The 13,329-nt window shown below is 60.0% G+C and carries 6 protein-coding genes and 1 pseudogene; 2 read left to right on the top strand and 5 right to left on the bottom strand.

The window, feature by feature from the left end; translation table 11 throughout:
- Window positions 1–18 precede the first annotated feature (18 nt).
- The 3 genes from KHU30_RS10875 to KHU30_RS10865 form a co-directional block, all read right to left on the bottom strand.
- Window positions 19–1,740 (bottom strand): alkaline phosphatase family protein, encoded by a 1,722-nt coding sequence (locus tag KHU30_RS10875; protein WP_230427315.1) that lies wholly within the window; start codon window positions 1,738–1,740, stop codon window positions 19–21.
- 294 nt (window positions 1,741–2,034) lie between these two features.
- Window positions 2,035–2,346, bottom strand: a complete 312-nt coding sequence (locus KHU30_RS10870; RefSeq protein ID WP_230427314.1) for a hypothetical protein — start codon at window positions 2,344–2,346, stop codon at window positions 2,035–2,037.
- A 44-nt stretch (window positions 2,347–2,390) separates the two neighbouring features.
- Window positions 2,391–2,849, bottom strand: a complete 459-nt coding sequence (locus tag KHU30_RS10865; RefSeq protein WP_014008389.1) for an Lrp/AsnC ligand binding domain-containing protein — start codon at window positions 2,847–2,849, stop codon at window positions 2,391–2,393.
- 291 nt (window positions 2,850–3,140) lie between these two features.
- Between KHU30_RS10865 and putA the strand changes: the two are divergent.
- Window positions 3,141–6,890 (top strand): annotated as a pseudogene (gene putA / locus KHU30_RS10860) (trifunctional transcriptional regulator/proline dehydrogenase/L-glutamate gamma-semialdehyde dehydrogenase); the annotation flags it as partial.
- Window positions 6,891–7,019: 129 nt separating this feature from the next.
- Here the strand turns inward: putA and KHU30_RS25150 are convergent.
- On the bottom strand, window positions 7,020–8,996 hold the full coding sequence (locus KHU30_RS25150; RefSeq protein WP_230427313.1) for a DUF3300 domain-containing protein: 1,977 nt from the start codon (window positions 8,994–8,996) through the stop codon (window positions 7,020–7,022).
- Window positions 8,997–9,278: 282 nt separating this feature from the next.
- Between KHU30_RS25150 and KHU30_RS10850 the strand changes: the two genes are divergently transcribed.
- Window positions 9,279–11,306 carry an AsmA family protein gene (locus KHU30_RS10850; protein ID WP_211442651.1) on the top strand — a complete coding sequence of 676 codons (2,028 nt, stop codon included), beginning with the start codon at window positions 9,279–9,281 and terminating at the stop codon, window positions 11,304–11,306.
- A gap of 180 nt (window positions 11,307–11,486) precedes the next feature.
- Here the strand turns inward: KHU30_RS10850 and KHU30_RS10845 are convergent, their stop codons facing one another.
- Window positions 11,487–12,788 carry an aspartate carbamoyltransferase gene (locus tag KHU30_RS10845; protein ID WP_211442650.1) on the bottom strand — a complete coding sequence of 434 codons (1,302 nt, stop codon included), beginning with the start codon at window positions 12,786–12,788 and terminating at the stop codon, window positions 11,487–11,489.
- Window positions 12,789–13,329: the final 541 nt, after the last annotated feature.

Below are 13,329 nucleotides of genomic sequence, written 5' to 3'. Positions count from 1 at the left end.
AACCGAAGGCATTGCCGATCAATGCAAATCCGGCAAAGCCTTGGTACGCTCAATCTGCACGGCCCGCAATTGCCTCGGATCGAGTGCCAGCAATGAGAGGATTGTCGGGGCGATCTGCGTAGTCTCGACATGATCGTCATTCGATTGGTGTGCGATGCCGGCGCCCCATACGACGATAGGCACATGCCTGTCCTGATGCGCGTTGCCGCCGTGTTCGGCGATCTTAGACAGCTTGCCGCCGGCCCAGACGACGCCTTGCTGGGCGATGCCGACCACATCGGGAACGCGTTCGTCGCCACGCTTGGTGCCGAATAAATCTTCAGCCTCTTCGCCCGCATAGATTTTTGCGGCGCCGGCTTGCGTAAATGGTTTGGAGATGCGGTTGCCCAACGCATCCGAGCCGATGCCGGTCCCCGAATAAGCAAGCAGGAACTTCTTCGCAAAGCGAGTTGCTTTCGTCGAGCGGTCGGTGAGCCACATCAAAATGCCGTCGTCGTCAATTGCATGGGCCACCAAATGGGTTTGGGCGGGATCTTTGCAGCTTGCACTATTGTTTTCCCAAGCGCAGTTCAACGCGTCAATCATGTTGCCGTCATTGATTATCGTCAGCGCCGCGCGGTTTTGCGGGGACTGGCCATGTTTTGCGGAGAGGATCACCACCGTGTTTTTGAGATCAAGCGCGCCGACCATCGTCTTGAGCTGGTCGTCCACGAAAGTCAGTGCGCTTTGCAATACCAGCCCCGGCACCGCGCCATTCAGGGTGTAGCCGCCCAAGCCGTTGGCTACGATGGTGCTGGGATTGCTCGGGTCGATGTAGTAGCTTGACTTGTTGAGTTTCTGTGCGGTGGAGACCGCCTGGAAATTCATGCCGAAAATGGCGGGCACGCCCAATGAATTATTGCCGGCGTGATCGAAACCCTTGGCCCAGTTCACGACGGCCTTTACTTTGAAGGCATCGTATTTTTGGGTATTGGTGTTGTCCTTGGTCCAGTCGTCGCCGGGACCCGCGGGTGCTGACGGATCGGTGACTGAACTGTTGATTTCAGGTGCGAACAAGTCATCGATTCCCTTGCCGGACGGGCCGTTGAGAATTTCATACGCTGCGTGCTTGTCCGCCCATGCCGTACGCAGATGATGCTGCTTCGCCACCTCAAAAATCGTATTCACCTGGAGATACTGATGCGGATACACCGGCGAACATGTCTTTGGATCTACTGGCAATGTTTTCGGATCGATCAAATCTTGCGCATGGCCAGTCAACTGAGAAATCTTTGTAAAGTCGGTATATAAGCCGGGAATCTGCTGGCCGCTGTCCAAGCGGTTCATGTCCTTTGCGTCAACTTCGGCGTAGTAGACCTCCGCCCCCGGTTTCGCTCCTGCGCAGCTGGTCGTTCCGGCAGGCAGCAGCCCCCGGCTGTAGGCATCATCGTAATAAATGCCTGTGGTTTTTGGATTGCCGCCAGTGACCTGGCCGACCATGCCTGGGAATGAATCCGACGGAAAAGGGGTTCTGGCGTTGGTGTAGTTGACGCCTTCACGCACCATGCGCGCGAGGGTCGATTGCGGATACGCGGTAACAAACCAGTCAAGATCAGCCTGGTGCATGCCATCGACTGAAATAAGCAGAATATGCTTGGCCGGCTGTTTTTTAGCATCCATCTCTTCGGCATGGATAAACTTTGTTGCACATGCGAGGAAAGGCAGCATCAGCGCCAAGGCGATTTTTTTCGGGATTTGCATAGTTATTTTCCTATAGGGGGATAGTGAAAAAAACTGGAACGAAGAAAGTCGACGTCAAAAGTCGACGTCAAGAATAAGCTTCATATATGACTGGGCAATTACTTGCGGCAATGTTTTGAATGCGTGTTAAAAGCGCATGCCGCAGGCTGCAGATGTGTTTTTGGAACAAAAAAAAGGGCAGAGTCGAATCTCCACTTGGGAAAATTCAACTCTGACCCTATTTATTCTCAACTCTGACCCTATTTATTCTCTGACCCTATTTATTCTTAGGCAGACTTCTTTGCTTAATTTTGCTTAACCGCGCCGCACCCACGTCACCTTGCCCGCGGCAATCCCCAATGTGCGCCGCTCTTCCCGGTAATCCATGGTGCCGGCAAACTGCTCGCCGTCGCGCTCGCCGATGCGCCAGACGCAGCCGGACAGCAGGGCGGTGGCTTCCTGTTCGGTCTTGCCGACCAGCGCATTGTCTTCCTGCTTGTCGGCAGGGCAGCCCGCTGCGGAATCAGCCGCATGTGTTCCAGCTTGCGGGGATACAACCGGTTCATCCATGGCGGTACATCCTTGCAGGGCGGCGAAACATGCCGCCGCTAATATCAATCGGTTCATGGTCATTTTCTATCGTCTGGATTCAGGGGCATTTCAGCGCATTTTCAGCGTATCGGCAGCTTGGTGGTGTGCTTGACCTCTTCCATCACGGCATAGGTGTGCGTCTCGCGCACGCCCTTGAGCTGCAACAGCGATTTGCCGAGGAACTCGCGGTAGGCGTTCATGTCCTTGACGCGCGCCTTGACCAGGTAATCGAAGCCGCCAGCCACCATATGGCACTCCAGGACCTCGGGAATGATCTGCACGCTCTGGCTGAAGGCTTCGAACACTTCCGGCGTCGTGCGGTCCAGGACGACTTCGATGAAGACCAGCAGGGCGACGTCGAGCAGCTGTGGATTGAGCTGGGCGGTGTAGTGCAGGATATAACCGGCTTCCTGCAGTTTGCGCACGCGTTCCAGGCAAGCCGCGGGGGACAAGTTGACGCGGGCTGACAGGTCGACATTGCTGATGCGACCATCGTTTTGCAGTTCCGCCAGGATTTTCTTACTGATCTTGTCAAGCATGCACTATCTTCCGAAAAATTTTATTCGGTTAAATTTTCGCACCAATAACAAAATTTTGATAGCAGCCATTATTACCAGAATTAATCCATGCCGATGCCGCCTACAATCGAACAACTTGGCTTTCCCGGAAAGCTGACAGAGTCATTCAACACAACGCTCCCCGGCAAACCGGGCGCAGCGCTGCGATGCCGGATTTCCCGTTCCCCGAAGCGCGGCGATCCGTCACTGCGGCATGGCGCCTGCTTGCCCGCTGCCTGTTTGAAAACATAGCAAGTTGACAAAACAAATACCCTTACAGAGACAATCGCCATGCCGCCGCTACAGCCGTCATCCCAGCCGTCCAGCATTACCCCTTCCGCCATTCCCAGCACCGCCTTCGCTGCCTTCCACGCCGAGATGATGGCCGACGCCACGCCGCTGCGCGCCGCCATTACTGCCGCCTATCGGCGCGATGAAACGCTGGCCGTCCAGTGGCTGCTGGCGCAGGTGCAAACCAGCGCCGATTCACATGCCGCCAGCCAGGCGCTGGCGCGCAAGCTGGTGCAGGCCGTGCGCGAAAAGCGCACGCGCGCCTCCGGCGTCGACGCCTTGATGCATGAATTCTCGCTGTCCTCGGAAGAGGGCGTGGCCCTGATGTGCCTGGCGGAAGCGCTGTTGCGCATTCCCGATCACCAGACTGCCGACCGCCTGATCGCCGACAAGATCAGCAAGGGCGACTGGCGCAGCCATCTGGGCGAATCGCCGTCGCTGTTCGTCAATGCCGCCACCTGGGGCTTGCTGATTACCGGCAAGCTGGTCGGCACCAGCAGCGAAAGCGGCCTCGGCTCGGCGCTGACCAAGCTGATCGGCCGCGGCGGCGAACCGCTGATCCGCAAGGGCGTGGATGTCGCCATGCGCATGCTGGGCAACCAGTTCGTCACCGGCCAGACCATCGCCGAAGCCCTGAGCAACAGCCGCGACAATGAAAAGCGCGGCTACCGCTACTCCTACGACATGCTGGGCGAAGCGGCGCTGACCGAGGAAGACGCGGCTGCCTATTACCGTTCGTATGAAGATGCGATCCACGCCATCGGCAAGGCTTCGGCCGGACGCGGCATCAAGCAGGGTCCTGGCATTTCGGTCAAATTGTCGGCGCTGCATCCGCGCTATTCGCGCGCCCAGCGCCAGCGCACCATGCAAGAACTGCTGCCGCGCCTGAAGCAGCTGGTGGTGCTGGCCAAGCAATACGACATCGGCCTCAACATCGATGCGGAAGAAGCGGATCGCCTGGAACTGTCGCTGGACCTGATGGAAGCGCTGGCTTTCGACGCTGACCTGGCCGGCTTCGACGGCATCGGCTTCGTGGTGCAGGGCTACCAGAAACGCTGTCCTTTCGTGATCGACTACCTGGTCGACCTGGCGCGCCGCAGCGGCCGCAAATTCATGGTGCGGCTGGTCAAGGGCGCCTATTGGGACTCCGAAATCAAGCGCGCCCAGGTCGACGGCTTGCCGGGCTTCCCGGTGTACACCCGCAAGGTTTATACGGACGTTTCCTACCTGGCCTGCGCACAAAAACTGCTGGCGGCGACCGACGTCATCTATCCTCAGTTTGCAACGCATAACGCGCACACGCTGGCCACCATCTACAGCTGGGCCAAGGAAAAGAACGTCACCGACTACGAATTCCAGTGCCTGCACGGCATGGGCGAAACGCTGTACGACCAGGTGGTCGGCAAAGACATGCTGGACAAGCCTTGCCGCATCTACGCACCGGTCGGTTCGCACCAGACCTTGCTCGCGTACCTGGTGCGGCGCTTGCTGGAGAACGGCGCCAACTCGTCCTTCGTCAACCAGATCGTCGATGAGAACGTCTCTATCGATTCGCTCATCGCCGATCCGCTGCAGGCCGCCCAGCAGCTGGGCGGCGAGCCGCACCCGCAGATTGCTTTGCCGCCGGCCATGTTCGGCGCCGAGCGCAAGAATTCGGCCGGCCTCGATCTGAGCAATGAAGAAGTGCTGCGCCAGATCGACAGCGCCTTCAAGATTTTCGGCCAGCAGCAATGGCATGCCACACCTATGCTGGGAGAGCTGCAAGCCTACAGCCAGGCCGCGCGTCCGGTGCTGAACCCGGCCAACCATCGCGATGTGGTCGGCAGCGTGATCGAAGCCAGCGTGGCCGATGTCGACAAGGCGCTGCATGCCGCCAGCGTCTACGCCATGGACTGGCAAACCCTGCCGCCGGCGGAACGCGCCGACAAGCTGGACCGCTCGGCGGTCCTGTTTGAAGAAAACCAGATGGAACTGATCGCGCTGGCGATCCGCGAAGCCGGCAAATCGCTGCCGAACGCCATCGCCGAGGTGCGCGAAGCGGTCGATTTCCTACGCTACTATGCGGCGCAGATCCGCCACACCCAGAACGCGCTGGCGCTCGGTCCCGTGGTGTGCATCAGCCCGTGGAATTTCCCGCTGGCGATTTTTGTCGGCGAAGTCAGCGCCGCGCTGGCAGCCGGCAATGTGGTGCTGGCCAAGCCGGCCGAACAGACGCCGCTGATCGCCGCGCGCGCAGTGCAGCTGATGCATGACGCCGGCGTGCCGCACGCGGCCTTGCAATTCCTGCCGGGGCAGGGCGATACCGTCGGTGCCACGCTGACCGCAGACCCGCGCGTCAAGGGCGTCATTTTCACCGGCTCGACCGAAGTCGCGCAGATCATCAGCCGCACGCTGGCGAAACGCTCGCTGGAAGAATCGGTCGACTTGCCGCTGATCGCAGAAACCGGCGGCCAGAACGCCTTGATCATGGATTCCAGCGCCTTGCCGGAACAAGTCGTGCAAGATGTGCTGAACTCGGCCTTCGACAGCGCCGGCCAGCGCTGCTCGGCATTGCGCGTGCTGTGCCTGCAAAGCGATATCGCCGACCGCACCTTGCATATGCTCAAGGGCGCCATGCAGGAATTGCGGGTCGGCAGCCCGGACCGGCTGGTGACCGATATCGGCCCGGTGATCGATGCCGACGCCCAGGGCCAGTTGCTGGCGCATATTGAAAAGATGCGCGGCACGGCCAAGGATTTCTTCCAGCTGCCGCTGCCGGCGGAACAAGCCAATGGCACTTTCGTGGCGCCGACTCTGATCGAGATCGGCTCCATGTCGGAACTGAAACGCGAAGTGTTCGGACCGGTATTGCACGTGCTGCGCTACGCCCGCAATGAGCTGCCGCAGCTGATCGAAGCGATCAACGGAAGCGGCTACGGCCTGACCTTGGGGATCCATTCGCGCATCGATGAAACCATCGACTACATCGTCGGCCATGCGCATGTCGGCAATATCTACGTCAACCGCAATATCGTCGGCGCCGTGGTCGGCGTACAGCCGTTCGGCGGCGAAGGGAAATCAGGCACCGGACCAAAAGCCGGCGGCCCTTTGTACCTGAAGCGGCTGCAACGCAATCCCGTGGTATCGCTGGGTGCGCATACGATCCATGCGCCGAATGCCGACGCGGCGATCGATACGCCTGTGCTGCAAGCCTTGCTGGGCTGGGCAAAGACCCACGGCCATCAACGCATTGCCGCGCTGGGCGAGGAATACATGCACGCCAGCTGGCTCGGCACTTCGCTGGTGCTGCCCGGCCCGACCGGCGAACGCAACAGCCTGTCGTTTGCACCGCGCGGCGCCATCCTGTGCAGCGCGGATAATGTCGGCGCGATGCTGAACCAGCTGGCGGCGGTGTTCGCCACCGGCAACTCTCCGGTGGTGGAAGCGACCGCGGCGGCGATGATTCCGGAAGGGTTGCCGAAAGCGGTGCACGCTGCCATCCGGGTGATCGACAAGCTCGATGCCGACAACAATGGCGCGCGCCTGCAGCTGGCGCTGGTGGATGGCGCCGGCACCTGGCGCCTGCGTCCGATGCTGACGGCATTGAGCGAAAAATCCGGCGCGCTGGTGCCGCTGCTGGAAACCTCCGAGTACGCCTCGATTCCGCTGTGGCGCCTGCTGGCCGAGCGCGCGGTGTGCGTCAATACCACCGCTGCGGGGGGCAACGCCAGCCTGATGACCTTGCAGGCTTGAGTGATGTAATGCAAGTCTATTGCCTGCAATAAAAAAGCTGGCTGAACAAAAGTTCAGCCAGCTTTTTTTGTTGGACGGCTGCTTTTAAAACCTGCGCCGCCCCCTGATCAGCGCTTTCAGACAGGCATATTATTTATGCTCATCCGCGCGCTTGTCCGGATGAAGGTTTCCGCCGTCATGATGCACCTCGTGGTTTTGCGGTGGCGGCGGCGCCGGATGTGGCGCTTGCATCTGTGGCTGTGGTTGAGGGCGCGGTTCCGGTCTTGCCATCGGCTGAGGCTGCGGCTGAGGACGCGGCTCCGGCCTTGACATCGGTTGCGGTTGCGGCTGCGGGCGCGGTTCCGGACGGTTGAATACCGGCGCCGGTGCAGGCGCAGGGCGGCTCATTTCCTGATGCATCTGGCCGCCGTTAGGGCGGTTTTCGAACTGCTGAGGCGGCCGGTTTTGCACGTTTTGCGGCACAGGCATAGGCTGGGGCTGCGGCCTGGCCGCCTCGGCCGGCCGGTTGAAATTCGGCCGCTGCGGATTGCCGCCGAAAGGATGCTGGTTCAGGTTCACCGGCGGCCTTTCACCCTGAAGATTTTTCGGCATGGCCGGCGGGTGGTTCAAGGCGTTTTGCTGCAGCTGGTTAGGCACCGGCCGGCCGTTCTGTACCGGCGGCTGGCCAAAGCCGGGATGTTGCGGCACTGCGCCAGGCTGAACCTGATTCGGCGCCGGATGCACGAATCCAGGCTTTGCCAGCTGGTTGGCGCTGGCGGCAGCCGACGGTCCGGCTCCTGGCGGGACCCGACCGAAGTTCGGCTGCGTCATGTGGCTGAAATCCGGCTGTCCGTGGTTCGGCCTTGGCGCCGCGGCGAACGGCGCGGCATTCGGAACGGGACGTGCTTGCTGCGGATTGCCCGGCGGGGCGAAATTCGGTCGCGCCGCGTCAGGCCGGGCAACGTTAGGCTGCACCGCATTCGGCCGCACTCCGGCGAAACTAGCCGCGCCGCCGCCCGGCTGGCCGGCCGGCCCGCCGTTGGGGAAGGGCTGGTTGTTTGCCTGGCCCGGCCCGAAATTATTCCGGGTGTTGTTGTTGATAACAGTGCTGTTGTTGTAGTTGTTGGTTACACGGTTGATGATGGTAGTGGAACGCGATACATAGGTATTGTTGTTGTACACCACCGCCGGCCGGTGCCAGCCGCCGTGGTCGCGGTCGCCATCGCCGCGCCAGTTGCCGCCGCCGCCTTCGCCGCCCCAATGCACGCCCCAGGAATTCCAGCCCCAGTGCTGATGTTCGATCAGGGCGCCGACGGCAATCCCGACGCCGAAGGTCAGCACGCCGGCGGTGACGATTTCGCCGGGCGGATAGTAGGCCGGCGGCGGTTCATAGGTGTAGCCCGGATAAACCGGCAGCGGCTCGCCGTAGACCACGCCGGGATTGTAGGCCGGCACGTAAACCACATCCGGCTCGGCCGGCTCGATCACGATGGTTTCCGGCGGCGGCGGAATCACTTCCGGTCCTTCATAGATAGGCGGTTCGTCGGGCGGCGGCGCATAGCCGACAGGCGGTGCTGCCTGCACCCGCGGCGCCCTGGCGATCCGCTGCTGCTTGCTGTCTTTCAGGTTGCCGCTGGCGGCGGCGCGCTGGCGCATCACCTGGATCGCGTTCATGACATCGGTCGGGTCGTTGACATAAGCGTCGCCGAGCGCCGAGGTCCAGGGAAGATTGTGCGCCATCTGGTCCAGCACGCTTGGAAACTGCGTCAAGCCCTTGACGCTGACGTCCCATGGCTGCTGGTTGGCGGCGTCCTGCAGCTGCGTGCCTTTCAGGTTCTTGTTCTGCCCCAGCCAGTTGTCGGCGGCGGTGACTTGCTCAGGATAGCTGGATGCGGCCAGCACTTGCGCCACCAGTTTGTCCGGGAACAGGGCGATCGGCCCCACCAGCTGGTACAGCTGATCGGCAGTTGGCGGCACATATGCCGGCGCGGCTTGCGCCTGCGGCGCGACCGGCGCGGCGGCGGGTGCGCTGGCATCCGGTTTTTTATCGCAGCCGGCGAGCGACAGCAGCGCCACGCAGACAGAAGCGCCGAGCATTAACGACACCGGCTTTTTATTGTTAGTCATTTTTTACTCCATACAACGGGAATGGGTTGTGTTTACAAGCTAGCACGTCGATTTGCATTAGCTACAGTGGGTTACAAACACTTGCATGTCTAACAAAGTGCACACCTGGACCTGCCAATGTCACAGGTTAACGTCTGCCGCGCGGATCCCGATGACAGTCCTGGCGCCAGGTGCACAATGGCGACTGTTGCCGGAAATTTTGCATTTGTTAAAGCACCGGCGGCGGGATCAGGTGGATACTTGTCGAATGAAACTTTTCAGCGACGCCTACCTCATAAATCTATGACTACAACTAAATTTCGTCCGGCGAGACTTTTTTTATGGTCTTTGGCCTCGCTGGCGGGGCTGATCGCCGTATGCGCGGCATTGCTGCTTACTTTCGACTGGAACCGCGCCAAGCCCTGGCTCAACCAGCGCGTCAGCGAGGCCGCAGGCCGACCGTTTGCGATTCGCGGCGATCTGGCGCTGACCTGGCAAAAATCGCAGAGCGACCTGGATAGCTGGCGGCGCTGGGTCCCGTGGCCGCGCCTGAGTGCGAAAGACATTGTGCTGGATAATCCGGAGTGGGCCAAAACCGGGCCGCATATGGCGGAAATCGGCCAGCTGACGTTTTCGCTGAGTCCCTTGCCCTTGCTGGCGCACCGCATCGTGCTGCCGTCGCTGGAGCTGGACGCGCCGGTGCTGGCGCTGGAACGCAAGCCGGACGGCGACAACAACTGGACTTTCACATCAAGCGGACCGTCCGCCTGGCAGCTGGAATTGCAGAAGCTGGTGCTGGCCAAAGGCACTGTGCGTTTGCTGGATCCGGTCAGCAAGCTGGATATCAGGGCGGACATCGACAGCTTGCCCGCCGCTAGCGCGGAAGGCTACGGCATCGGCTGGAAAGTCAGCGGCAGTTTCAACAAGGCGGCGGTCAGCGGCGACGGCAAGGCGGGCGCCGTGCTGTCTCTGCAGAACTCCAGCACGCCCTATCCGCTGCTAGCCAACGTCCGCGTCGGCAAGACAACAATCGGCGTGCAAGGAACGCTGACCAAGCCCAGCGACCTGGCCGCGCTCGACCTGCGCCTGAAATTGTCCGGCGCGAGCATGTCCAACCTCTATCCGCTGACCGGCATCGTGCTGCCGGCGACGCCGCCGTTTTCCACGGAGGGCCGCCTGGTCGGCAAGCTCAACAGCGCCGGCGGCGACTGGATTTACGACAAGTTCAGCGGCCGCGTCGGCTCTAGCGATTTGTCCGGCACGCTGGAATATGTCGCGCAGAAGCCGCGGCCCCTGTTGAAAGGCACGCTGCTGTCCAACCAGCTCCGGCTGGCAGACCTGGCGCCGCTGATCGGCGCCGACTCCAACGCCAGCAAGGCCAACCGCGGCGATGGCGTGGCCCAGCCGGGCAACAAGGTGCTGCCGGTCGAGCAGTTCGACACCAGCCGCTGGGGCAGCATCGATGCCGACGTCAAGTTCACCGGGCGCAAGATCGTGCGCGACAAGGAATTGCCGATCCAGGACCTGGTCGCCGACCTTCACCTGAAAGACAGCGTGCTGTCGCTGACGCCCCTGAATTTCGGCGTCGCCGGCGGCAATATGGTGTCCGACATCAAGCTGGACGGCAGCGGCAAGGCGATCAAGGCGGAAATGAAAATTTCTGCGCGCCACCTGAAAATCAAGCAACTGTTTCCGACTTTCGAATCGGCCCAGGCCAGCCTCGGCGAAATCAACGGCGACGCTTCCCTGTCGGCGGTGGGCAACTCTGTCGCCAGCCTGCTGGGAAGTTCCAATGGCGAGCTGAAAACCCTGGTCAACCAAGGCACCGTCAGCAAGTTCCTGCTGGAAGCCGCCGGCTTGAACATCGGCAACGTTGTCATTTCCAAGCTGTTCGGCGACAAGCAGGTCAAGCTGAACTGCCTGGCCAGCGATTTTGCCGTGACCAAGGGCGTGATGGACGCCCGCACCTTCGTGATGGATACCGACGACGCCGTCATCAATGTCCAGGGCCAGATCAACCTGGCGCAGGAAACGCTGGCGCTGACGGTCAAGCCGGAAAGCAAGGGCATGCGGATTTTTTCGCTCAGGTCGCCTCTGCATGTCAATGGCAGCTTCAAGAATCCGGATGTCGGAGTGGACAAGGGAATCCTGGCGCTGAAGGCTGGCGGCGCGATTGCGCTCGGCGTGCTGGCGCCGGTAGCGGCGGTGATCCCATTGATCAATGTCACCCCGGCACAGGAAAACGATTGCGCCGCCTTGCTGGCGCAAGCCAGGCAAAAGCCGGTGGCGCCGCCGCCGGGCAAGACCCTGAAGCAGAAAAAGACGAAATAGATTTCTCGTTTTAAAAATTGCGCAATCCGCGCTGGCGTACTAGAGATGTATAGAACTACAGAACTGCCGCGGATGTATGCGCGGCAGTTTAAGTGCGCTTGCCTTGCAGTTCAGCGGCGCCGCCCGGAAGGCCTGGCAAGGCTTGGCCGCCGGGGCCGGCGTTGACAGCTGGCGCCGGCCTCAGTCCAGGCCGTCGAAAGCTGCGTCATCCGGTCCTACGTGGTGCGGCGAGCGCCAGCTGACGTCGCGCATCGAATGCTGCACCTGGTTTTCCACTCCCAGCAAAGTTGCGAAGATCGCCATCCTAACCGGGATGCCATTGTCGGTCTGGCGGAATATCGCCAGGCGCGGATCGTGATTCAGATCGGTGCTGAGATCGTTGGCGCCGGGCCGGCCGTCGCGCGGCAACGGATGCATGACAATGGTGTCGGCGCTGCAGGCGGCGTTGATCAGGGCCTGATTGATCTGGAAATCCGGCGTATAGCCCTCGATCGCCTCGTCGGCGAAACGTTCTTTCTGGATCCGGGTGGCGTACACGATGTCTGCGCCTCGCAAACCTTGCTGCAGCGATGTCGATTGTTCCACCACATGGCCGGCGCGGGCGATGCGCTCCAGGATGTGGGCCGGCATCTCCAGGGCCGGCGGCGCGATCAGGGTGAACCTGAGATTGCGGTACAGGGCCAGCAGCTTGATCAGCGAATGCACCGTGCGGCCGTACTTGAGATCGCCCGCCATGACGATATGGGCGCCGTCTATCAGTTTCCCCAGCCGCGAGAATTCGCGTTGGATCGTGTACAGGTCGAGAATCGCCTGGCTGGGATGCTCGCCCGGCCCGTCGCCGCCATTGATCACCGGAATGTTGGTGGCGCGGGCGAATTCATCGACTGCGCCTTGTTCCGGGTGCCGCACGACCAGGGCGTCGACATAACCGCTGATGACGCGGCTGGTGTCGTAGATCGACTCGCCCTTGGTCATGGAAGAGAAAGTAAACCCGGTGGTGTCGCAAACCGATCCCCCCAGCCGGCAAAACGCCGCGCCAAAGCTGATACGCGTGCGCGTGCTGGCTTCAAAGAACAAATTGGCTAGTACGGCACCCTCGAGGATGCGCGAGACCTTCTGGCGCCTTGCAATGGGCTGCATGATGTCGGCGATGCGGAACAGCTCTTCCAGCGAATCGCGCGAAAACTGGTCCACCGACAGCAGCTGCGGCTTGCCGTTGTAGCCGATGCGCGTGTGCAGCGGGGCATTGGGGTCGGGGATATATACGCTCTGCGTAGTACCTTGGGCGACGATGTTTCCGCTCAGGATTTCACTGACAAATTTCGTCACAATATCCGGCATTACCCTGTATTCACCAGATGTTTCCGGCAGCAGCCAGGTATCCAATGCGCGCTTCCGGATGCCGATCCGCTCTGAAAAACTTTCCCGGGTAAGGTTCAAGCGACGCATTGCATCGCGCAAAAAAGTCTGCTGATCGAGCATTCGCTTCTCCAAATATACGCTTTGCGTACATTAAAGCTTTCGATTCAGCTTGTCTAGGAATTTTTCTAAAAGCGATGCTGCCTACCGTTTAAGCAGTCAGGAAAATTCTTGGCAAAACGGCTCTGCAGTGCCAAAAAAACATCGAAATCAGTCTATTTTCACGATTTTGTGGATAAAGCTGTGGATATCCTGTTTTTGAATTGTGGATATCTGGGCCGGTTTTCCACAGCGGCTTTTTTATCCAAGAATTATTCTGCCGCGATACACCGATTACCAAGCTTTTATCCAAGCTGCAAGTGCTTGAATGAATGGTCAAATTTGCGGTTATCCACAGAAAAGCAGGGTGTTAACTATTACTACTATTTTTATATATAAACCTTTAAATACAAAACCGAAAAGCCTTTTCTTTTGAAGTTGCTTTTAAAAAATCAATTCATAAAAAGAAGCTAAGAAAACAACTTTTCAAAAAAAATTGTTCTTTTTCGGTGTTTGGTTTTTATGAAAAGGAAAGAAAAAATCTACACGGAAGGTAGAAATGGAA

It is taken from the genome of Collimonas humicola, from assembly GCF_018304945.1.
GTDB classification, from domain to species: Bacteria; Pseudomonadota; Gammaproteobacteria; order Burkholderiales; family Burkholderiaceae_D; genus Collimonas; species Collimonas humicola.
Note: the sequence above shows the minus strand (reverse complement) of the source record. Positions and strands in the feature narration are given on the sequence as shown.